The sequence below is a fragment of the Streptomyces lasiicapitis genome, assembly GCF_014646335.1.
Lineage (GTDB): Bacteria > Actinomycetota > Actinomycetes > Streptomycetales > Streptomycetaceae > Streptomyces > Streptomyces lasiicapitis.
Map to the genome: position 1 here is coordinate 139,144 of NZ_BMNG01000002.1, position 22,146 is coordinate 161,289.

Below are 22,146 nucleotides of genomic sequence, written 5' to 3' on the forward strand. Positions count from 1 at the left end.
AACGCTCACCACCCCCACGCTCACATCCCCCACATGGAGGTACTCGTGCACGTCATCAGGAGCAAGGGCCGCCCGGCCCGGAAGGTGGCGGTCGCCACAACCGCCGCGCTGGCTGCGGGACTTGTGGCGTACGTCCCCTCGGTGTCCGCCGCACCGGCCGCGCCCGCCGGCGAGCCCACCGACATCAAGACGATCTCGACCGGCTGGACCATACCCTGGGGCACCTCCTGGCTGCCCGACGGCAAGTCCGCCCTCGTCACCGAGCGCGACGACTTCCGGGTCTGGTCGATCTCGGCCGACGGCGCGACGAAGAAGCAGCTCGGCAAGGTGCCCGAGTCCCAGACCACCGGCGGCGAGGGCGGCCTCATGGGCGTCGCCGTCGACCCGCAGTGGGCCACGAACCACTACGTGTACGTCATGCATACCTCTTCCGAGGGCAACCGCGTCGCGCGCATGACGTACGACGGTTCCTCGCTCGGCGGCTACACGGTGCTGCTGAAGGGGATCAAGAAGGCCAAGTACCACAACGGCGGCCGTCTCGCCTTCGGTCCCGACGGCTATCTGTACGCCACCACGGGCGACGCCCAGACCAAGCCCCTCGCGCAGGACAAGAACTCCCTCAACGGCAAGATCCTGCGCATGACCCGGGACGGCAAGCCCGCCCCCGGCAACCCCTTCGGCAACTACGTGTACAGCCTGGGCCACCGCAACCCGCAGGGCATCGCCTTCGACCCGCAGGGCCGCCTGTGGGAGGCCGAGCTCGGCGACTCCAGCAAGGACGAGCTGAACCTCATCAAGCCGGGCAAGAACTACGGCTGGCCCACCTGCGAGGGCAACTGCGACACCGCGGGCATGACCAACCCGAAGAAGACGTGGGGCGTCGCCGAGGCCTCCCCGAGCGGCGTCGCCGTCGTCGACGGCGCGGTCTACATGGCGGCCCTCAAGGGCGAGCGCATGTGGCGCATCCCCATCAACGCCGACAACGAGAACGTCGGCACGGCCAAGGCCTTCTACGTCGGCCAGTACGGCCGGCTGCGCGCCGTGACCGCCGTGCCGGGCGCGAAGTCGCTGTGGCTGTCGACGACCAACGCCGACGGCAACGGCGGGGAGCCCGACGGCGCGGACAGGATCTTCCGCGTGAACATCGGCTGACCCCGGACACCGGCTGACGTCGAGCCGGTCGGCCCCCGCACCACGCACCCCACAAGCCCGCACACCGCTGAGGAGGATCATGAAACGGACCACGAAACGGGACATGAGACGTTCGAGGACACGGGCCGGGGCCGTTTTCGCGGGGGTCGCCGCGCTCGCCGTGCTGGCTGTCTTCGACGGACGGCCGGCCGGGGCCGCGCCGTTCGAGGAACAGCCCGCGCCTGCCGCTCGGGCCACCCGTGCACCCCAACAGCCGCTGCCCGCCGCCGAGTTCAACATCCGCGACTACGGCGCCAAGGGCGACGGTTCCAGCAACGACACCTCGGCCATCCAGAAGGCCATCGACGCCGCCAACCGGGCGGGCGGCGGCACCGTGCGCTTCCCCGGCACCGCCACGTACGAATCGAAGAACACCATCCACATGAAGAGCGGCGTGACGCTCCAGCTCGACAAGGGCGCCACGCTGTCCGGCAGCGGCGCCGACGACTACGACCCGCCCGAGCCCAACGAGTGGGACGACTACCAGGACTACGGGCACAGCCACTTCCACAACGCCATGATCTACGGCGACCGGCTCAGCGACATCGGCTTCGTCGGCGAAGGCGTCATCGACGGCGACGGCGCCCTGATCACCGGCAACCCGAAGTCCGGCGAGGCCGACAAGATCATCTCGCTGACGCGGTGCAAGGGCCTGCGCATGGGCGACGGGCTCACGCTGCGCGAGGGCGGGCACTTCGCCGCGCTCATCAACGGCTGTGACGACGTGGTCTCCGACCGGCTGACCCTCGACACGGCGATGGACCGCGACGGCTGGAACGTCATCAACACCACCGACGTGACCATCACCAACGCCCACTTCGACGCCAACGACGACGCGCTCGCGTTCAAGAGCGACTACGCGCTCGGCGCCAAACTGCCCAACGGGCGGGTGCGGGTGAGCGATTCGTATCTGTCGGCGGGCTGCTGCAACGCGCTGATGTTCGGCTCCGAGACCTGCGGCGACTTCACCGACTACCGCTTCGAGCGCATCCGGATCGAGGGCTCGGACAAGTCCGGGCTCGGCATGGTGTCCATGGACGGCTCCAAGATCTCGGACGTCCACTACAAGGACATCACCATGACCGGGGTGCGCTCGCCGATCATGCAGAAGATCGGCAACCGCAAACGCTGCGGCAACAACCCGGGCGTCGGCTCCATCAGCAACATCACGTACACGAACATCAAGGCCACCGGGGCGAGTCCGTCGTTCTCGCCGACCCTGTGGGGCGAGTCGGGCGCCAGCCGCATCAGTGACGTGACGTTCACCGACGTCGACCTCACGGTGCCCGGCGGCAACGGCACCATGTCCGCCGACGTGCCGAGCAACACCTCCACCGACTACAACCCGAAGAGCATCGGCACCCGGCCCGCGTACGGCTGGTACATCCGCCGCGCCGACCGGGTCACGTTCGTCGACAGCGAGGTCAGGTTCGCCTCCGGCGACGGCCGGCCCGCCGTCATCGCCAACAACAGCACCGGCATCCGCTTCGAGAAGTTCACCGCGCAGCGCGGCGGCAACAGCCCCGCCGACCTGAACTTCCAGTCGACGAAGGGGTATTGCGTCAAGGACAGTGCGAACACCGGGGGCGGCGCCCTGCGCGTCACCCAGAGCGGGTCGACGCAGGACTGCGGCAGCGTCCGGGCGCCGGGCCTGCGTCAGCCGGGCTCGCGTTAGCAAGACTCCGGCCGACCGGGGCCGTCGCCCCGGTCGGCGGGACCGCCGGGCCGTTGGGGCGGCCCGGCCGCGGTGCCGAGGTACGCGTCGCGGACCTTCGGGTCGGCGCGTACCTCGGCCGCCGTGCCCTCGGCGAGCACACGGCCGAGGTCGAGCACGACGACGCGGGCGCACACCTCCATCACGAACGCCACGTTGTGCTCGACCAGGAGCACGCCGACGCCCTCCTCGTCCGCCAAGTGCCGTACGATCGCCGCCAGTTGACGCCGCTCCGCCGCCGTCATCCCCGACGCGGGCTCGTCCAGGAGCAGCACGGCGGGCGGGTCCGCGACGGCACGCGCCAGCTCCACCATCCGGGCGCGGCCCACCGGCAGATCGCCGGCGTAGCGGCCCGCCAGGTCGTCGAGTCCGCACTCCCGCAGGACGGTGGCGGCCCGCGTGCGCCGGGCGCTCTCGTGCTTACGTCGCGTGGGCGCCGCCACCAGATCCGCGGCGAACCCGCCGCCGCCCCCGCGCCACTCCTGCGCGACCAGCAGATTGTCGGCCACCGTGAGCTGCCCGAACAACTGCTGCCGCTGGAAGGTCCTGCGCATGCCGTGGCGGGCGCGCCACACCGGTGAGCGGCGGGTGACGTCGGCGCCGCCGAACCGCACTCGGCCCCGGTCGGGGCGGCGGATGCCCGACAGGACGTCGAACAGGGTCGTCTTGCCCGCGCCGTTGGGGCCGATGGGCCGCAGACCTCGCCGGGGCGGAGGGTGAGGGTGACGTCGTCGAGGGCGTGGATGCCGCCGAAGCGGACGGTGAGGTGGGAGGCGGTGAGGGTGGGGGGTTCGGGGGGTTCGGGTGCGGGGGCTTCGGCTGTGTTCACGGGTGGTGCGCCTCCTCTGCGGGGTGCGGCTGGGTTCCGGCCCCGGGGGCGGCCAGGCCCAGGTACGCCTCCGTGAGCCGGTCCACCCGCACGTCCTCGCGCGGGCCCGACCAGGCCACCCTGCCCTGCGCCAGGTACGCCACCGTGTCCGCCAGGCCCAGTACCTCCGCCGCCTTCTCCTCCACCAGGAGCAGGCCCGTCCCCGCGTCCCTCAGCTCGGCGAGCAGCCGGAACACCTCGTCGGCCACCCGGGGCGCGAGGCCCAGTGACGGCTCGTCCGCGATGAGTACGTCCGGGGGGTGCTGGAGGAGTGGGGCCAGCGAGAGCAGTTGCTGTTCGCCGCCGGAGAGGGAGGCCGCCGGGACGGTGCGGCGGGCCGCCAGGGCGGGGAAGCGGGTGTACACCGCTTCGCGGGAGGGGGTGTCCGGGAGGTGGAGGGTGAGGTTTTCGTCGATGGTGAGGGTGGGGAAGATGGCTCGGGTCTCGGGCGCGAGGAGGATGCCCGCTCGGGAGCGGTCCGTTGCCCTCTGGCTCGTCACGTCCCGACCGGCGATGGTCACCTGGCCCTGGGTGGGGGTGAGTTGGCCTGCGGCCACTTGGCAGAGGGTGGACTTGCCCGCGCCGTTGGGGCCCAGGAGGACGACGATTTCGCCGGGGTGGATGGTGAGGTCCACTCCGTGGAGGACGGGCGTGGTGTGGTGGGCGGCGTGGATGTCGTGGAGGGCGAGGGCGGGTTGCCGCTGCGCGGGGCTCTCCCCAATCCCACCCCTTCCCGAAACCAAGGGGCTGCCGCCCCCTGGACCCCCGCTATCGCCGCTCCGCGGCTCGTCCTCAAACGCCGGACGGGCTGAAACCCCCCTTCCACAGCGGCGCGGTTTTAGCCCGTCCGGCGTTTGAGGACGAGGCCGTTCAGGCCGATACGGGGTCTGGGGCGGAGCCCCAGTTTCGGGAAGGGGCGGGATTGGGGAAGGCCCCGCAGGGCCCAACCGCCTCCACCTCCGTACGGAGACAGCCGCACAGTACCCATCCGGATCATTGGCCAACGCCACCCCCGCCAACCCGAACAGCATCACCGGCACATGCGCCGACTCAGTCACGTACTCGGACAACAAATGCGGCACAACCACGAACACCACCCCCGCCACCACGGCGAACTGCGCCCGCCGCACACCCGCCGCGACGACCACCGCCAGCCACACAAGCCCCGTCATCGCGGTGAAGTCGGTAGCCGTGATCCGAGTGTTGAAGGACGCGTACATCACGCCGCCGAACCCGGCGAGCCCCGCCGACAGCGTGAAGAGCAGCAGCTTCGTACGGACGACGGAAACGCCGGAGGCCATCGCGGCGGCGGGCGCGGATCGCACGGCCAGCATGGCCCGCCCCGACGCCGACCCGCGCAACGCGCCGAGCGAGGCGACGGCCGCGCTGACGAGGACGACCATCGCGACCCCCATGGCCCGGTCGTCGGACAGGTCGACGGGCCCGAACACGGGCCGGGGGATCTCCCACCCGGTGTCGCCGTTGCGCAGCCACCCCATCTGGAAGAGCACCTGGTCGGCGAGGAAGGCGAGGGCGAGTGTCGCGAGGGCGAGGGAGCGCCCGCCGAGCCGCAGCGCGGGCAGCGCGACGACGGCGCCCAGCACGGCGGCCGCACACGTACCGACGAGCGCCGCGGCGAAGAACGGCCAGCCGTGGCTGAGCAGCAGCCCGGCGACGAGCGCGGCGCCCGTCACGAACGTGGCCTGCGCGAGCGACACCATCGCGCCGAGGCCGGTGACCACGGTGAAGGACACGAAGACGAGCGAGAGGGCGAGTCCCTGGGCGAGCAGTCCGCTCCAGAAGGGGGTGGTGACGGTGTAGAAGGCGGTGGCCAGGAGGAGCGCAGCCACCGTCCACGGGCCCCATCTGCGGCCCCACGACCGCCCCGCCAGGTAGTCCACCGGCGCCGCGTCCACCGCCGCCGTGCCCGCGACCCGCTGCCTCCGCGTCAGCACCAGCAACCCCGCGAAGAGCAGCAGGAACGGCACCGCCGTACGGAAACCGGTGAGCGACTCGGCGAAGTCGGCGTACCCCGCGACCAGGTTCTGCAGCACCCCGAGCCCCAGGCCGCCCGCGAACGCCAGCGGCACCGACAGGAACCGGCCGAGCACGGCCGCCGTCGCCGACACGAACAGGAAGAGGGTGAAGTCGTGGGAGGACAGGCCGAGGAGGGGTGTGGCCAGCACCCCGGCCAGGCCCGCCAGGGCCGACGACAGCATCCACGCCACCGACGACAACCGGTCCGCGCTGATGCCCCGCAGCTCCACCAGTTCCCGGTTGTCGACGGCCGCGCGCATCCGCAGGCCGAGGCGCGTGTGCCGCATCAGCACCCACAGCCCCACCGCCACGACCGCCGTCGCCACCCACGTGATCAGCTGGTCGGAGTCGACGCCGACGCCGTCCGTCAGCTGCCAGCTCTTCGCCGGGCTCGGCCCCACGCCGGGCAGGCCGAACTGGTTCTCGGCGGGCTCGACCGGCGCGCCCGCGTCGTCGAGGAGTTCCACCGCCCACAGGCCGAGCGCGGGCAGCGCCACCAGCAGGCCGATCGTCGCCACGATCTGCGCCGTCTCGCCCACCCGCGCCAGCTTGCGGAACATCAGCCGGTCCAGGCCCCAGCCCAGGGCGGGCGCCGCCACGCAGACCAGGAGCAGCGCCGTCGGCACGGCCGGCCAGCCGAAGCCGGAGTGCAGTTCGTAGAAGGCGAGGGCGCAGAGGTAGGCGGTCGCGCCGTGCGCGAAGTTGAAGACGCCGGACGCGGAGTACGACAGGACCAGGCCCGTGGCGAGCAGCGCGTACAGCGCGCCCGAGACGAGGCCGCTCAGGGCGAAGCCCAGCAGGTCCGACATCGGCGGCCCGCCTCAGCGGAAGGGGATCGGTTCGTAGCAGGTGAAGGGGGATGCCACCTCGTACTTCGCGTCCTTCAGACGCACCAGTGCCCCGCAGCCGAACGCCTCCTTGCGGCCCTTCGGCAGCGCCCGGTCGCCGACGAGCGTGCCCGTGTCGGAGAAGCCCTCGGCCGCCCGCTGGAACGACTCCGTTGTCAGCTTCCGGCCCGCCTTCTCGGCGACGGCGAGGAAGAGGTCCGCCGACATGTACCCCGTCATCATGTGCATGTTGCGGGGTACGTCCTTGCCCGCCGTCTTCCTGATGTCCTGCTTGAACTGCCGCATGTCCGCGCTCTGTTGCTCGAACGGCTGGAACGTCAGCAATACGTGCACCCCGTCGAGTGCCTTGCGCGTCGCGCTCTTCGCCAGCAGGCCCGGGTCGTAGTCCGTGGGGTCGGTGAGCACGCCCTTGTATCCGGTGCGCTTGACGGCCGTGAACAGGCCGATGTTGTACGGGGTCTGCATGACGGAGACGACCGCGTCGGGTGCCTTTCCCGCGTCGGAGCGCAGGATGTCCTTCGTGTACGCCGACCAGTCGCTCGGCACCGAGGTCGCGGGCACGACCGACTTCGCGTACGTCACCTTGAAACCGGCGGCCTTGAAGCTCTGCCGGTAGGTGCGGATGGCGAAGGTGCCGGGCTCGTTGTCGTTCGCGAGGATCGCCACCGACCTGCCCTTCGCGCCGCCCATGACCTTCTTCAGGCCCTCCGGCCAGCTCTGCGTGATGGTGCCGCCGGGCATCGGCACCATGCAGCCGCCGAAGCCGTACAGGTACGTCGGGCCGCAGAACGCCGGGATCGTGCCCCAGCCGAACGTCGGCACCTTCTGATCCTGGAGGAAGTCGGCGCCGGAGAACGTCACCGAGCTCATCGGGGCGATCGCGAACACCTTGTCGCGCTGGACGAGTTTGCGGGCGGCGGCGAGATTGCGCGCCGGGTCCTGGCCGTCGTCCTCCGCGCCCAGGTAGTCGATCTTCCGGCCGTGCACCCCGCCCTCGGCGTTCGCCCGCTCGAAGCGGGCCTTGGCGCCCAGGTCGGTGTCCTTCTTGCTGTAGCCGCTGGCGGTCGTCATGGAGACGATGCCGCCCACCTTGACCGAGTCGCCGCTCACTCCGCGCGCGGAGTCGCCTCCCTTGCCGTCGCCCGAACTGCCGCTGTTGGACGCGGAGTTGCAGGCGGGTGTGGCGGCGAGCAGCAGTCCGGCCACGGCGACGGCGCCGAGCTTGCGCAGGGATCGCGACACGGTCGTCCCCCTCCGGTCGGGTGAGGGAGATTCTGTGTCCGACCTGACGAAGCGTCAATAACTGACGCAACGTCAAATTCCTGCGTGGAGGTGTGGGGCGGCTGCGTCCGGAGTGCGGCTCAGCTCCGGTAGAGCGCCTCCACCTCGGCCGCGTACGCCTCCTCGATCGCCTTGCGCTTCAGCTTCAGCGAGGGCGTGAGCAGGCCGTGCTCCTCGGTGAACTGGTGCGCCAGTATCCGGAACGTACGGATCGACTCCGCCTGGGAGACAAGGGTGTTGGCGGCGACCACGGCCCGCCGCACCTCGGTCTCCAGGTCCGGGTCGTGCACCAGCTCGCGCGCGGCCATCGGGGGCTTGTGGCGCATGGCGAGCCAGTGCTCGACGGCCTCCGCGTCCAGGGTGACGAGCGCCGCGATGTACGGCCGGTCGTTGCCGACGACGATGCACTGCGCGACCAGCGGATGGTCCCGCACCCGCTCCTCCAGCTGGATCGGCGAGACGCTCTTGCCGCCGGAGGTCACCAGGATCTCCTTCTTGCGGCCGGTGATGGTGAGGTAGCCGTCCTCGTCGAGCGCGCCCAGGTCGCCGGTGGCGAGCCAGCCGTCGTGCAGCGTGGCGTCGGTGGCCTTGGGATCGTTGAGGTAGCCCTGGAAGACATGGCCGCCGCGCAGCCACACCTCCCCGTCGTCGGCGATGTGCACGGTGGTGCCGGGGATGGCCTGGCCGACCGTGCCGTAGCGGGTGCGCTCGGGCGGGTTGGCGGTCGCCGCGGCCGAGGTCTCCGTCAGGCCGTACCCCTCGAAGATCGTCACGCCCGCGCCGGCGAAGAACAGGCCGAGGCGCCGGTCCATGGCGGAGCCGCCGGACATCGCGTGCCGCACCCGGCCGCCCATGGCGTCGCGGACCTTGGAGTAGACGAGCTTGTCGAAGAGCTGGTGCTGCATGCGCAGCGCCGTCGACGGTCCGGGTCCGGTGCCGAAGGCCTTGGCCTCCATCGCGTCGGCGTACCGCACCGCCGCCTCCACCGCCTTGTCGAACGGGCCCGTCCTGCCCTCCCGTTCGGCCTTGCGCCGGGCCGCGTTGAAGACCTTCTCGAAGATGTACGGCACGGCCAGGATGAACGTCGGCTGGAACGCGGCCAGATCGGGGATCAGCGCGGCCGCGTTCAGGCTCGGCTGGTGGCCGAACTTGACGCGCGAGCGCACCGCGGCGATCTGCACCATCCGGCCGAAGACGTGCGCGAGCGGCAGGAAGAGCAGCGTGGACGGCTCGTCGCCGCGCTTGGAGCGGAACACCGGCTCCCAGCGCTCCACGAGCGTGTCCACCTCGAACATGAAGTTCGCGTGGGACAGGACGCAGCCCTTGGGGCGGCCCGTGGTGCCGGAGGTGTAGATCACGGTGGCGACGGAGTCCGGGGTGACGGCCCGGCGGTGGCGGTGCACCACCTCGTCGTCCATGTCGCGCCCCGCGTCGCCCAGCTCGCGCACCGCGTCGCCGTCGAGCTGCCAAAGGCGGCGCAGATGCGGCAGCCGGTCGACGACCGAGCCGATCGTCATCGCGTGGTCCTCGTGCTCGACCATCGCCGCCGACACCTGCGCGTCGTGCAGCATCCAGAAGACCTGCTCGGCCGACGACGTCGGATACACGGGGACGACCTGCGCGCCCACGGTCCACAGGGCGAAGTCGAAGAGCGTCCACTCGTACCGCGTGCGGCACATGATGGCGACCCGGTCGCCGAACCGAACCCCCTGGGCAAGGAGTCCCTTGGCGAGCGCCAGCACCTCGTCGCGGAACTCCGCTGACGTCACGTCCTGCCAGACGCCGTCGCGCTTGCGGCCCAGGACGACGCGGACCGGATCCTCAAGGGCATGGTCGAACACGGCGTCGGCAAGACCGCCCACCCGTGGCGCCGACGCCATGGGAGGGTTCGTGAACTCGCGCAATGGTGCTCCTTGTGGCGCTCCGCACAGCGCCGGTGACGGTACCCCACCCCAGTCCCTTCCGGGAGGGGGGTGGGAAGTGCCCGAACGGGCACGATCGTCACAGGTCAGCGGGTGAAATGCGGCCACAAGGGTAAGGGTCGGACACATTACTGACGGCTGAGTAAGTTTCGGTGCCGTAATCTCCACCGAATCTGTACGGGGCAGTTACCCCTGGAGCGCCTTCTCGGGGGTCGGCTCCGCAGCCGCCGACGGGGTCTGACCTGCGACGGACGCCGGTTTGGTACGGACCATCAGGAGCACCGCGAGGCCCGCCGCGAGCCCCACCGCACCCGCCGTGAGCGAGGCCCCGTTGAGCCCCGCGGCGAAGGCGTCCCGCACCTCGTGCGCCGACACCGAGCCGCGCAGCGCGGCCGCCCCGCCTCCGGCCGCCGTGTGCGCCGCGTCGTGCCCGATCGCGTCCTGCATCCGCGAGGTCAGGACCGTGCCGAACACGGCGACGCCGAGCGCGTACCCGAGCTGCCGGAAGGTGTTCACCGCGCCACCCGCCATGCCCGCGTTCTCCTGCGGCACCGAGGCGAGCGCCGCCCCCGCCAGGCCCGGCGCGACCAGGCCCGTACCGATGCCCGCCAGCGTCAGCCCCGGCACAAGGGCGCGCCACGTCGACCCGGCGTCGAGCACCGCCATCGCCAGGCAGCCCGCGCCGATCAGGAGCAGGCCGCCGCCGATGACGTACCGCGCGGGCACCCCGTGAAGCAGCTTGCCGCCGACCGCCGCCACCACGAAGGACGTCGCCGCCAGTGGGAGCAGCACCAGGCTGCCGCGGATCGGGCTCATGCCGAGCACGGTCTGCAGCCAGATCGAGAAGTACGGGATCACGGCGAAGGCTGCCGCGTTGTAGCCGATCGCGCCGAGCAGGATGCCGGTGAACGCGGGCTTGCGCAGCAGCCGCAGGTCGATCAGCGGGTGCGCGGCGCGGCGTTCGACGACCACGAACGCGATCAGGGAGAGCGCCGCGACCGCGAGGGTCACCAGGGTGCGCCCCGACGTCCAGCCCACGGCCGACGCCCGCACCACCGCGTACGTCAGCGCGCCCGCGAACAGCGCGAACGTCACCGTGCCCGCCCAGTCCACGCGCCGTGCCGCATGCCCCTTGGATTCCGGCACCCACCGCAGCGTCAGCCACACCGCGGCCACGCTCACCGGCAGGTTCACGAAGAAGATCCACCGCCAGCCAGGACCCTCGGTGAGCAGCCCGCCGAAGATCGGCCCGAGCGCGGCGGCGCCGCCGCTGACCGCGCCCCACACGCCGAGCGCCATCGAGCGCCGCTTGCCCTGGTAGGCGGCGCCCAGCAGCGGCAGCGTCGTCGCGAACATCGCGGCGGCGCCGAACCCCTGCACCGCCCGCGCCGCCACCAGGACCTCCGCGTTCGACGCGAGCCCGCAGCCCAGCGACGCGAGCGCGAACACGACGGTGCCCGCGATCTGTATCCGGCGCCGGCCGAGGACGTCGGCGGCGGCGCCGACCCCGAGCAGCAGCGCGGCGAGCGCGAGCGCGTAGCCGTCGATCACCCACTGCAGATCACTCAGTGACGCGTCCAGCGCCCGCGCCATGTCGGGCAGCGCCACCACCACGATCGTCACGTCCAGCAACAGCATGAATGTGCCCAGACATACCGCTGTCAGCGGCCCCCATGTGCGCATGCTTCCCCACTCCTCGTGCAACATCCAAAGGCTTCGTACGACGACGTACGATCCATCAGGGCCGCACGATCGTGACGGTTGTCGCCCGTGTACCGTCGGAATTCGACATCTGAAAGGTGGTTGCCGGTGGAATCCCACACGTCGCGCACGCCCAGCCCGCTCGACGAGCTGGACATGAAGCTCCTGCACGCGCTGGAGACCGACGGGCGCGCGCCCTTCAGCAAGATCGCGGCGGTTCTCGGTGTCTCGGACCAGACCGTCGCGCGCCGCTACCGCAAGCTGACCGCCGAGGGCGGCCTGAACGTGGTCGGCGTGCGCAACGCTGAGCGGCTCGGCACGGACTTCTGGATGCTGCGCCTGCGCTGCACGCCCGAGGGCGCGCAGACCATCGCGGGCGCCCTCGCGCGGCGCCCCGACACCTCCTGGGTCGCCCTGATGTCCGGTGGCACGGAAGTGACCTGTCTGACCCGGCCCCGCAGGCCCGGCGACCACGACGACCTGCTCCTCGGCAAGCTGCCGCGCACCCCGCACATCGTGGAGATCCGCGCGTTCCAACTCCTGCACAGCTTCTTCGGCGGGCCGCGCGGCTGGCTCAGCAAGTTCGCTCCGCTCAGCGAGGCGCAGCTCGCGGCACTGACCCCGCGGCTCCCGCCCGTCACGGGCGCCCCGGCCCGCATCGCGCCCGAGGACGAGGCGCTGGTGACCGCGCTCGAAGCGGACGGCCGCGCCACCTACCCCGAACTGCAGCGCGCCACCGGCCTCTCCGAGTCGTCCGTGAAGCGCCGCCTGAGCGCTCTGCTGGAGTCCCGGGCCGTCTTCGTCGACGTCGAGTACACGCCCGAGCTGCTCGGGTATCACGTGGCTGCGTCCCTGTGGATCACCGCCGCCCCGGCCTCGCTGCACTCGGTTGGCGAAGCGCTCGCGTCCCACTATGAGATCGCCTTCGCCTCGGCGACCGCGGGGCCGTCGAACCTGCTCGCCACGGTTGTCGCCCGCGACACCGCGGGGTTGTACGCCTACATCAGCGGGAAACTCGGGCAGTTGGAGGGCGTCCAGCACGTCGAGACGGCCCCGTTCCTGCGCCGCGTCAAGCAGCTGACGTACCGCCAGAGCCGCTAGTCACGCCCCCGCTGCCCCTAGTCACGTCCCCTTTGCAGCCTGTCCCCGCCCGCCAGGATCGCCGCCGCCAAGGCCTCCGCCGCGCCGCGCGCCGCCCGCCCGCGCTCGCCGTGCCGCAGCACGAAGTCCACCGACCCCAGCTCCGGCAGGCCCGCCCGGTCCGGCAGTCGCTCCAGGCCCTGCGGGATCAGGCCGCGTGAGTGCGCCATCACGCCGAGGCCCGCGCGGGCGGCGGCCACCAGGCCGTTGAGGCTGCCGCTTGTGCAGGCGACGCGCCAGGGGCGGCCGCTGCGCTCCAGGGCCTCCATGGCCAGGGCGCGGGTGATGCCCGGTGGCGGGTACACGATGAGGGGCACCGGCAGGGCCGGGTCCAGGCGGAGCCGGGGCGCGCCGATCCACACCAGGTCGTCGTGCCAGACCAGTTCGCCGCGCGGGTCCTCGGGGCGCCGCTTGGCGAGGACCAGGTCGAGCTTGCCCGCGTCGAGGCGTTCGTGCAGCGTGCCGGACAGCTCGACGGTCAGCTCCAGGTCGACCTCGGGGTGGCCGCGCCGGAAGGACTCCAGGATGTCGGTGAGCCGGGTCAGCACGAAGTCCTCGGAGGCGCCGAAGCGCAGCCGACCGCCCGGCCGTCGCGCCCCGGTGAAGAACGCCGCCGCCTGCTCGTGCACCTCCAGGATGCGGCGGGCGAAGCCGAGCATCGCCTCGCCGGCCTCGGTCAGCTCGACGCTGTGGGTGTCGCGCGTGAACAGCGGCCGCCCCGTCGCCTCCTCCAGGCGCCGCACGTGCTGGCTCACCGTCGACTGGCGCAGGCCGAGGCGGCGCGCGGCCTGCGTGAAGCTCAACGTCTGGGCCACCGCGAGGAACGTACGGAGTTGGGCGGGGTCGTACACGCTCCCCAGGCTATCGCGGAACGTGATGACAGTCAGAGCGGTATGCGGGATTCCCGATCGCTGCCGGGAGGAGGAGCATGGAGAGGGCACGTACCGCCCCGGAGCCGAAACCAAGATCCACCGAGCATTCCGAGAGCAACTCCCGAGCAGCCCCCGAGAGCATGGAGCACTGTGAAACGCCCGTCCTGGCCGTCCTGGATGCCGATCGACCCCTACATCGCGGCCATCCTCGGCACCGTGGGGCTCGCGGCGCTCCTGCCCGCCCGCGGCACGGCCGCCGACGTGGCGTCCGGCGCCTCCACGACGGCCGTCGCGCTGCTGTTCTTCCTGTACGGCGCGCGCCTGTCCACGCGTGAGGCCCTCGACGGACTGCGGCACTGGCGCCTCCACCTCACCGTCCTGCTCTGTACGTTCGCGGTCTTCCCGCTGCTCGGCCTCGCCGCCAAGGGCCTCGTCCCGTACGTCCTGACGCCCGCGCTCTTCAGCGGCTTCCTGTTCCTGACCCTGGTGCCCTCGACGATCCAGTCGTCGATCGCCTTCACGTCCATGGCGCGCGGCAACGTGCCCGCGGCGATCTGCGCGGGCTCGTTCTCCTCGCTCGCGGGCATCGTGCTCACGCCGCTGCTCGCGGCCTGGCTGCTCGGGCACAGCGCCGGCGGGTTCTCCGCGGACTCGCTCCTGAAGATCGTGCTGCAACTGCTCGTGCCGTTCCTGGCGGGCCAGTTCCTGCGCCGCTGGGTGGGCGGCTTCCTCGCCCGCAACAAGAAGGTGCTCGGCTTCGTCGACCGGGGCTCGATCCTGCTGGTCGTCTACACCGCGTTCAGCCAGGGCATGGTCGAGGGCGTCTGGAGCCAGATCACCCCGGCCCGGCTCGGCGCGCTGCTCGGCGTCGAGGCGGTGCTGCTCGCCGCGATGCTCTCGCTGACCTGGTACGGCGCGAAGAAGCTCGGGTTCGGGCGAGCCGACCGGATCGCGATCCAGTTCGCCGGGTCGAAGAAGTCGCTGGCCGCCGGACTGCCCATGGCCAGCGTGCTGTTCGGCGCCCAGGCCTCGCTCGCGGTGCTTCCGCTGATGCTCTTCCACCAGATGCAGCTCATGGTCTGCGCGGTGATCGCCAAACGCCGCTCCCACGACCCGGAGGCCTTCGAGGCCCGCGCCGCGGAGGCGGGCGAGTCACGGATCGCGGAGTCAGGGAGGCCGGGCGGCGCCGGTCCCGTCAGCTCTCGCGCTGGAAGCGGAGCGACACGAACCGCGGCCGGTACAGCTCGACGTTCCGGTTGATCTGCGCCTGCGCGTTCGTCGCCGTCGCGTCCAGCCAGTTCACGTCGTAGCTCACCACGAGCCGCCCGCCGCGGCTCACCGCCGGGTGCGCCTGCGGGTTGTAGGGCGCGGCGGCCGCCGTGTCCGCGGCGCCGCCCCCGGCGTCCTTCGGCAGCGACGGCGCGAACGCCTTGGCGGGCCCGTGCCAGGGGCCCGTGGGCGAGCAGGACCAATAGGACGTGACGTTCGCCAGGCCCTCGGCGCCCGCAGCCATGGTGAGTAGAACGAACGTTCTATCTACTCGGGTCACAGTGAACGCGCTGCCCACGCCCTTGTGGTCGCCGTTGCCGAGGACCGGGCGCGGGGCCTTGGTACGCGAGAAGTCCGAGCCGTCCCAGTACCGCCAGGCGGCCGGGTCGCCGAGCCCGCCGTGCGGCACGCGGGCGACGTAGGCGTGCGAGGAGGGGCGGGCGGTGGCCTGGGCGTCGTTGCCGCCGAAGACGTACGTCCACTCGTCGTCCTCGACGGTCGTCGCGCCGTACAGCACACGCTGCTCGAAGTCGGCCACGCCGCGCTGGTCCGAGATCTGCGTGATGCCCTCCACCTGGAGGTCGGGCAGGGAGAGCGTGGCGACCTCGGTGGCCGCGGGCACGCCGTAGATCCACGGTCCCGTGCCCGTCGCGCGGGTCCAAAGCAGCACCCGCAGGACGTCCTCGTCGGCGCCCGGCGAGCGCGGCTCGACCTTCGCAGCGACCGGCCAGCGCCACTGCCCCGGCGCCGGATCGGCGAACATCGGGGTGGGCAGCGTGCGCTCGACGGATCCCGAACGGCCCATCACCACACCGGAGTTGCGCACCATCGGGGCGCTCGTGTCCCGCCACGCGTGCGGCTGGCCCTGCGGGTTCGGGGGCGCGTGCACCGGGCCGAGGAAGGTGTCGGAGAACAGCCACAGGACCCGCCCGTCGGGCAGCCGCACCGAGTGCGTGCCGTCGCCGCCGGTCCAGTCGTCGGTGCGGGCGCCGTCGTCGCCGTACGAGGCGAACGCGCGCGTCAGCTTCGGCTCGGCGGCCGACGACGCGACGGTGGTCGCCGCACACGCCGGACCGCCCTCCCGGTCGTCGTCGCCGTCCGGGAGGGCGGTCAGGAACACGGCCGCGCAGGCCAGGACGAGCAGCAGGACGATCCAGGTCCTGCGCGCGCCCCGGCCGCCCGGGGGCCCGTCCTCGGTGGACGGATCTGCGTACGGCGTCGTGGTGGCGGACACGCCCGGGACGCTAGTTGCCCGCGCGCACCCGGTCCATGGGCAGCCAGGTGACGGTGTTCCACGTCACAGCGGACGCCGTCCTCTGCCCGGAGCTGAGCCGGCTCACCTCGGCGTCGCTCAGCGCCCGCTCGAACACGCCCACCTCGTCGATGGCACCGGTGAAGTGGGCCCTGCTGTCCAGGCGCTGGCCGACGTGCACGCCGAACGGGGAGTTGCGGCTGACGCTGCCCGGGATGTCGGCCCGCGAGAGCGGCTCGCCGTCCAGGAACAGCGTGAGCTCCCCGTCGCCGCGGCGCAGCGCGACATGGTGCCACTGGCCGTCGTTGTGGGCGCTGTCGGTGCTCAGCGACACCGAGCGCGGCGGGCTGCCGCCCTCACGCGTCGTGATCAGGCCCGTGACGCGGTTGTTCGCGGGCTCGCCGCGCAGCCACACCTGCGGCTGGGTGTTGCCGACGCCGCCCATCCAGAGCATCGGCTGCTCGCCGCTCGTCGCCGAGTAGCGGAACCACAGCGACGCGGTGAAGTCCCTTGTGCCGAGCGGCAGTCGGGAGCTGTACGGCAGCCGGACGGCGTCGTCCACGCCGTCGAAGTCGATGGCGCGGCCGCCGAAGACGCCGTCGGTGGTGCCGGCGCCGCCGAGCACCGCCGCGTCCCGGGCGCCGGGCGCCCAGTCGGTGGTCCGCGGGTCCGGGCCGCGCCGCGGCTTCAGCCAGTCCTCGGTGAAGCGCGCGAAGCGGATCTCGTCGCGGGCGTCGACCGCGCCGCCCTCGTACATCAGGCCGACCCGGTCGTCGTCGATCCCCACCATGTCGGAGTAGCCCGACCAGTCGCCGGTGACGACGGTGCCCCGGTCGAAGCTGTCCCAGGTGCGGCCGCCGTCGAAGGAGGAGCGGATCATCATGGTGCGGCGGCGGTCGGGGTCGCCGGGGCAGGCGAGCAGGAGCCGGTTGCCGAACCGCAGCGTGGAGCCCTGCACCTGCGGTGTGTACAGGTCCGGGGTCGCCACGAACGGGCCCGTGAAGCTCTCGCCGCCGTCACGGCTGACGGCGTGGTCGCGGTGCCCGAGGTCGGTGCCGTCCTGCTCGCGCCCGCTCACATAGACCGAGCCGTCGTGACGCTCCGTCAGGGTCATCTCGGAGGGCTTCTGCCGGAACGTGGCGTCGCTCGCGGAGATCGGGTACGAGTCCGTGGCGCCGATCCGCCAGCTGTCGCCGCCGTCGTCGCTGACGACCAGGGCGGCATGGTTCTCGGTGACGCGGCTGCCGTTCCACGTCTCGGCGTTGACGGTGAAGACCAGGCGTCCCGCGTGCCGGCCGCGGGTCAGCTGGATGCCGTGCACGGGCCCGGTCGCGTACCAGGAGTTCCAGGACTCGGGCAGGATGTCGTCGCTCAGGTCCCGCGGCTTCGACCAGGTCTCGCCGTCGTCGTCGCTGTACTGCATGTAGGGCGTGCGCTCGCACGGCACCTCGCAGTTCTTGCCGTCCGTACGGCCCGGGTTGTAGGTCTCGGCGAGCACGACGCGGCCCGTCTCGACGTCGACGACGGGCGCCGGGTTGCCGTGCGTGTCCCCGCCGCCCTCGTTGATGACCTGCATGGGGCTCCAGGTCCTGCCCCCGTCCTCACTGCGCTTGAGGACCAGGTCGATGTCACCGGCGTCGCTGCAGTCGTTGACGCGTCCCTCGGCGAAGGCGAGCAGCGTTCCCTTCACCGTCTTCACGATCGCTGGTATCCGGAAGCACGAGTAGCCCGGATCCTGGGAAGCCTTGAAAAGGATCTGCTGGTCGAACGGTGCCCTCGGCGCCTTGTCCGCGGCCTCGGCCGAGCCGCCGCTCAGCGCCGGCGGCAGGGCCAGGGCGGCGAGCGCGGTGGCGGTCAGGGCGGCGACGGCGCGCCGCCGGGGTGCGAGGACCGGCCGGAGCCGGGGGGTGCCGGGTGATCGGGGGGATCTGAGGCGTACACGGAGTCTCGACGGCATGGTGCGGGCCCTTCATGTCGACCGGACATTCGGACATCCCACGTCCAACGTGCGCGTCACTGAAGCTACTTGGGGGCCTTGGAGCAACACAAGAAGCGTGCGCGTAACGGAATACCGGCAGGGTGCCGGGCGCGGACGTGGCCAGATTAAGCGATAAGTACGATCTTGCCCGTGTTGACGCGCGACTCGATTGCGCCGTGTACCGCGGCGGCGTGCGCCGGGCGGTCGGCCCGGCCTGAAAGCCCGTCACCCGGCCGGACGACACCGGCGGGTGGACGGCCGGGACGGCGCGGGGGAGGAAGCCGCAGGGAGGGGAGGCGTAAGGGCCCGGCCGGCGCAGGGGGCGCTCCCCGCCGGGCCGGGACCCCGTCGCCGTGCCGCGGGGAGAGCGCCGGTCAGCCCGTGGCGGCCGCGGTCCGCAGGGCCACGCGGTGCTCGCCCGCGTACACGTTCATGGAGGAGCCGCGCAGGAAGCCGACCAGCGTCAGGCCGGTCTCGGCGGCGAGGTCGACGGCGAGGGACGAGGGCGCGGAGACCGCCGCGAGCACGGGGATGCCCGCCATCACGGCCTTCTGCGCCAGCTCGAAGGAGGCGCGGCCCGACACCATCAGGACACTGCGGGACAGCGGCAGCCCGTCGTCCTGGAGCGCCCGCCCCACCAGCTTGTCGACGGCGTTGTGCCGGCCCACGTCCTCGCGTACGTCGACGAGGTCGCCGTCCTCGGTGAACAGGGCCGCCGCGTGCAGCCCCCCGGTCCGGTCGAAGACCCGCTGGGCCGCGCGCAGCCGGTCGGGGAGGCGGGCGAGCAGCTCGGGCGTCAGCCGGACCGGGGGAGCGCCGTCGGCCTCGTCGGCGATGGGCCAGCGGGCCGTGGTGCGGACCGCGTCCAGGCTCGCCTTGCCGCACAGGCCGCAGGACGAGGTCGTATAGACGTTGCGCTCCAGCGTGATGTCCGGGACGACGACGCCGGGTGCGGTCGACACGTCCACCACGTTGTACGTATTGACGCCGTCCGCCGTCGCCCCCGCGCAGTAGACGATGCTCCGCAGCTCGTCCGCCGCGCCGAGGACGCCCTCGCTGACCAGGAACCCGGCCGCGAGCGCGAAGTCGTCGCCGGGCGTGCGCATGGTGATCGCGAGCGGTTTGCCGTTGAGGCGTATCTCGAGCGGCTCCTCGGCGACGAGGGTGTCCGGCCGCTCGCTGACCACGCCGTCGCGGATGCGGATCACGCGGCGGCGTTCCGTGACTCGTCCCATGTCGATCAGTCCCGGTTCTGTACGTGCTGGTAGCCGAAGCGGCCCTTGATGCAGAGGTTGCCGTGGGTCACCGGGCTGTCGTGCGGCGAGGTGACCTTCACGATTTCATTGTCCTGCACGTGCAGGGTGAGGTTGCAGCCGACTCCGCAGTACGCGCACACGGTGGTCGTCTCCGTCTGCGCGGCCTCGTCCCAGGTCCCGGCGGCGCGCATGTCGAACTCGCTCTTGAAGCTGAGGGCGCCCGTCGGGCACACCTCCACGCAGTTGCCGCAGTACACGCACGCCGAGTCGGTCAGCGGGGCGTCGTGCTCGACGGCGATCCGGGCGTCGAAACCGCGGCCCACCACGGAGATCGCGAAGCTGTTCTGCCACTGCTCACCGCACGCGTCCACGCACTTGTAGCAGAGGATGCACTTGTCGTAGTCGCGCACATACAGATCGTTGTCGACCTTGGGGGACTCGTTGAGGCGGGCCGCGTCAGGGCCGAAGCGGTCCGGCTTCGCCTCGTACTCCTTCAGCCACTCGGCCACGCGCGGTGTGGTCGTCAAGTCGACGGAGGACGCGAGGAGTTCGAGGACGAGCCGGCGGCTGTGCCGGGTCCGCTCGGTGTCCGTGCGCACCGCCATGCCGGGCTCGGCGCGCCGCGAACAGGCCGGGGCGAGCGTACGCGCGCCCTCGACCTCGACGACACACACCCGGCAGGCGTTCTTCGGCGCCAGCGTGTCGCCCTCGCACAGCGTCGGCACGTCCTTGCCCGCGGCGCGGCAGGCGTCGAGGACCGTGCCGCCCTCCGGTACGCGCACGGGCTCGCCGTCGAGCGTGAACTCGACCAGGCGGCGCGGAGGTTGGAGCGGGATGGCGGTCATTCGTACGCCCCCAGACGGTCGATGGCGGATTCCACGGCGTTCCACGCGGTCTGGCCCAGACCGCAGATGGAGGCGTCCCGCATGGCCTGCCCGATGTCGCGCAGGAGCGCGATGTCGGAGGCGGCGGCCGGGCCCGTGCGGTCGGCGATGCGGTGCAGCGCCTCCTCCTGGCGTACGGTGCCGACCCGGCAGGGCACGCACTGGCCGCACGACTCGTCGCGGAAGAACTCGGCGACGCGCAGCAGCAGCCGGGGCAGCGGCACGGAGTCGTCGATCGCGAGCACCACCCCCGAGCCGAGTGTCGTCCCCGCCTCCCGCGTGCCCTCGAAGGTGAGCGGGATGTCCAGCTCGTCCGGCCGCACGAAGCCGCCCGCGGCGCCGCCGAGCAGGATCGCCCGCAGGTTGTCCGGCGTGCCCGCGAGGCCGAGCAGATCGCCGAGGGTCGCGCCGAACGGCAGCTCGTACAGGCCGGGCCGGGCCACGGCTCCCGAGACGCAGAACAGCTTGGGGCCGGTGGACTTGGGCGTGCCGATCGCCGCGTACGCCGCCGCGCCCATGGTCAGGATGGGCAGCACGTTCACGAGCGTCTCGACGTTGTTCTCGGCCGTGGGCTTGCCGAAGAGCCCCTTCTCCACGGGGAACGGCGGCTTGGAGCGGGGCTCGCCCCGGTACCCCTCGATCGAGTTGAACAGCGCCGTCTCCTCGCCGCAGATGTACGCGCCCGCGCCGCGGCGGATCTCGATGTCGAAGGAGAAGCCCTGGCCGAGGATGTCGTCACCGAGGAGGCCACGGGCGCGGGCCTGGCCGATCGCATGCTCCAGGGTGCGCAGTGCCCGCGGGTACTCGCCGCGCAGGTAGAGGTAGCCGTGCCGGGCGCCCACCGCGTACGCCGCGATCGTCATCGACTCGATCAGCGCGTACGGGTCGCCCTCCATCAGCACGCGGTCCTTGAACGTGCCCGGTTCCGACTCGTCCGCGTTGCACACCAGGTAGTGCGGGTGGTCCGGCTGGGAGGCCGTCGCCTGCCACTTCCTTCCCGTCGGGAAGGCGGCGCCGCCTCGGCCCACCAGTCCCGCGTCCGTGACCTCGCGGATCACGGCCGCCGGGCCGAGGGCGAATGCTCGGCGGAGGGCTGTGTAGCCGTTGTGGGCGCGGTAGTCGTCGAGCGAGTACGGGTCGACGACGCCTATGCGGCGGAGCAGGATCAGGTCGGGGGACCCGGCCTGGGGGACGGCTTGGGCGGGTGGGGGTTCGGCGAGGGGCCCGGCTGGGAGCCCCCATGCCCACCCCTTCCCGAAACTGGGGGCTCTGCCCCCAGACCCCCGCTCCTCAAACGCCGGAGGGGCTGAAACCCAGCCGCCCCGGCGAGGATCCAGCCCGTCCGGCGTTTGAGGACGAGGCCGTTCAGGCCGATACGGGGTCTGGGGCGGAGCCCCAGTTTCGGGAAGGGGCGGGCTTGGGGAGCCCCCGGCAGGGACCCCGGCCCGCACCACCAGAACCGCCGGCGCCCGCTCACACACCCCCAGGCAGGGACTCCGCTCCACCTCCACCCCCTCGGCGGAGCCGAGCTCGGCCTCCACCCCGTCGCACAGCGCGCCGGCACCCCGCACCGCGCACGCAAGATCCGTACAGACCCGCACAACAGTCCGCGCCCGCGGCTTCACGGAGAACATGGAGTAGAACGTGGCGACCCCGTACGCCTCGGCGGGCGGCACGGTCAGCCGCCGGCACAGATAGTCGAGCCCGCCCTCGCTGATCCACCCCACGCGATCGTTGAGCGCGTGCAACCCGGGAAGCAGCAGATCCCGCCGCTCCCGGGCGGCCCGCCCGCCCCGGGCCCACCGAAGATCCGCGTCGGAGCGGTCGTCCGCGCCCTCCCAGGCCGACTCGGGCGGCCCGAGGAGCGCGTCCACGGCGTCCCGTTCCTCGTCGGTCGGCTTGCTGTCGCCGAAGCGCAGGTCCACGTACGGTC

Annotated in this window: 15 protein-coding genes; 4 read left to right on the forward strand and 11 right to left on the reverse strand. The window is 72.0% G+C overall.

The features are described from left to right. Positions 1-33 precede the first annotated feature (33 nt). Together IEY91_RS04140 and IEY91_RS04145 are read left to right on the forward strand one after the other, a co-directional pair. Positions 34-1,152 carry a PQQ-dependent sugar dehydrogenase gene (locus IEY91_RS04140; protein ID WP_189172886.1) on the forward strand — a complete coding sequence of 373 codons (1,119 nt, stop codon included), beginning with the start codon at positions 34-36 and terminating at the stop codon, positions 1,150-1,152. Positions 1,153-1,255: 103 nt separating this feature from the next. Beyond that, positions 1,256-2,866 carry a glycoside hydrolase family 28 protein gene (locus IEY91_RS04145; RefSeq protein WP_189172887.1) on the forward strand — a complete coding sequence of 537 codons (1,611 nt, stop codon included), beginning with the start codon at positions 1,256-1,258 and terminating at the stop codon, positions 2,864-2,866. Here IEY91_RS04145 and IEY91_RS04150 read toward each other — a convergent pair. The 5 genes from IEY91_RS04150 to IEY91_RS04170 all read right to left on the reverse strand — a co-directional run bounded on the left by IEY91_RS04150 (position 2,863) and on the right by IEY91_RS04170 (position 11,544). Then, positions 2,863-3,603, reverse strand: a complete 741-nt coding sequence (locus IEY91_RS04150; protein WP_373287891.1) for an ABC transporter ATP-binding protein — start codon at positions 3,601-3,603, stop codon at positions 2,863-2,865. The two genes, IEY91_RS04145 and IEY91_RS04150, sit on opposite strands and share 4 nt — an antisense overlap. A 127-nt stretch (positions 3,604-3,730) precedes the next feature. Then, complete coding sequence (locus tag IEY91_RS04155) at positions 3,731-6,619, reverse strand: ABC transporter permease subunit (protein WP_189172888.1); 2,889 nt, start codon at positions 6,617-6,619, stop codon at positions 3,731-3,733. Positions 6,620-6,631: 12 nt separating this feature from the next. After that, positions 6,632-7,900, reverse strand: a complete 1,269-nt coding sequence (locus IEY91_RS04160; protein ID WP_189172889.1) for an ABC transporter substrate-binding protein — start codon at positions 7,898-7,900, stop codon at positions 6,632-6,634. 119 nt (positions 7,901-8,019) lie between these two features. Then, entirely contained in the window at positions 8,020-9,843 is a 1,824-nt protein-coding gene (locus IEY91_RS04165) for an AMP-dependent synthetase/ligase (protein ID WP_189172890.1), read from the reverse strand. A 204-nt stretch (positions 9,844-10,047) separates the two neighbouring features. Further along, positions 10,048-11,544 (reverse strand): MFS transporter, encoded by a 1,497-nt coding sequence (locus IEY91_RS04170; protein WP_189172891.1) that lies wholly within the window; start codon positions 11,542-11,544, stop codon positions 10,048-10,050. Between the two features lie 120 nt (positions 11,545-11,664). Here IEY91_RS04170 and IEY91_RS04175 point away from each other — a divergent pair, with 120 nt between their 5' ends. After that, a complete protein-coding gene (locus tag IEY91_RS04175; RefSeq protein ID WP_268240850.1) occupies positions 11,665-12,663 on the forward strand; it encodes an Lrp/AsnC family transcriptional regulator in 999 nt (332 codons plus the stop codon). 17 nt (positions 12,664-12,680) lie between these two features. On the opposite strand, the gene IEY91_RS04180 is transcribed toward IEY91_RS04175, so the two are convergent. Further along, positions 12,681-13,553, reverse strand: coding sequence for a LysR substrate-binding domain-containing protein (locus tag IEY91_RS04180; RefSeq protein WP_164318583.1), 873 nt, complete (start codon positions 13,551-13,553; stop codon positions 12,681-12,683). A gap of 171 nt (positions 13,554-13,724) precedes the next feature. Here IEY91_RS04180 and IEY91_RS04185 point away from each other — a divergent pair, with 171 nt between their 5' ends. Next, entirely contained in the window at positions 13,725-14,834 is a 1,110-nt protein-coding gene (locus IEY91_RS04185; RefSeq protein ID WP_189172892.1) for a bile acid:sodium symporter family protein, read from the forward strand. On the opposite strand, the gene IEY91_RS04190 is transcribed toward IEY91_RS04185, so the two are convergent. The 5 genes from IEY91_RS04190 to IEY91_RS04210 all read right to left on the reverse strand — a co-directional run bounded on the left by IEY91_RS04190 (position 14,770) and on the right by IEY91_RS04210 (position 22,138). Then, positions 14,770-16,077, reverse strand: coding sequence for a DUF5005 domain-containing protein (locus tag IEY91_RS04190; protein ID WP_189172893.1), 1,308 nt, complete (start codon positions 16,075-16,077; stop codon positions 14,770-14,772). The two genes, IEY91_RS04185 and IEY91_RS04190, sit on opposite strands and share 65 nt — an antisense overlap. A 10-nt stretch (positions 16,078-16,087) precedes the next feature. Continuing rightward, on the reverse strand, positions 16,088-18,052 hold the full coding sequence (locus IEY91_RS04195) for a sialidase family protein (protein ID WP_164318579.1): 1,965 nt from the start codon (positions 18,050-18,052) through the stop codon (positions 16,088-16,090). Positions 18,053-18,447: 395 nt separating this feature from the next. Beyond that, positions 18,448-19,308 carry a formate dehydrogenase accessory sulfurtransferase FdhD gene (gene fdhD, locus IEY91_RS04200; protein ID WP_164318577.1) on the reverse strand — a complete coding sequence of 287 codons (861 nt, stop codon included), beginning with the start codon at positions 19,306-19,308 and terminating at the stop codon, positions 18,448-18,450. Between the two features lie 5 nt (positions 19,309-19,313). Next, a complete protein-coding gene (locus tag IEY91_RS04205; RefSeq protein ID WP_164318575.1) occupies positions 19,314-20,174 on the reverse strand; it encodes a 2Fe-2S iron-sulfur cluster-binding protein in 861 nt (286 codons plus the stop codon). Then, positions 20,171-22,138, reverse strand: coding sequence for an NAD(P)H-dependent oxidoreductase subunit E (locus tag IEY91_RS04210; RefSeq protein ID WP_189172894.1), 1,968 nt, complete (start codon positions 22,136-22,138; stop codon positions 20,171-20,173). The genes IEY91_RS04205 and IEY91_RS04210 overlap by 4 nt, the downstream gene beginning before the upstream one ends. Positions 22,139-22,146: the final 8 nt, after the last annotated feature.

Excerpts from the sequence above, each read along its gene's own strand:
- IEY91_RS04140 (WP_189172886.1), top strand. The coding sequence starts at position 34 with ATGGAGGTACTCGTGCACGTCATCAGGAGCAAGGGCCGCCCGGCCCGG.
- IEY91_RS04145 (WP_189172887.1), top strand. The coding sequence starts at position 1,256 with ATGAGACGTTCGAGGACACGGGCCGGGGCCGTTTTCGCGGGGGTCGCC.
- IEY91_RS04155 (WP_189172888.1), bottom strand. The coding sequence starts at position 6,619 with ATGTCGGACCTGCTGGGCTTCGCCCTGAGCGGCCTCGTCTCGGGCGCG.
- IEY91_RS04170 (WP_189172891.1), bottom strand. The coding sequence starts at position 11,544 with ATGCGCACATGGGGGCCGCTGACAGCGGTATGTCTGGGCACATTCATG.
- IEY91_RS04195 (WP_164318579.1), bottom strand. The coding sequence starts at position 18,052 with ATGCCGTCGAGACTCCGTGTACGCCTCAGATCCCCCCGATCACCCGGC.
- fdhD (WP_164318577.1), bottom strand. The coding sequence starts at position 19,308 with ATGGGACGAGTCACGGAACGCCGCCGCGTGATCCGCATCCGCGACGGC.
- IEY91_RS04205 (WP_164318575.1), bottom strand. The coding sequence starts at position 20,174 with ATGACCGCCATCCCGCTCCAACCTCCGCGCCGCCTGGTCGAGTTCACG.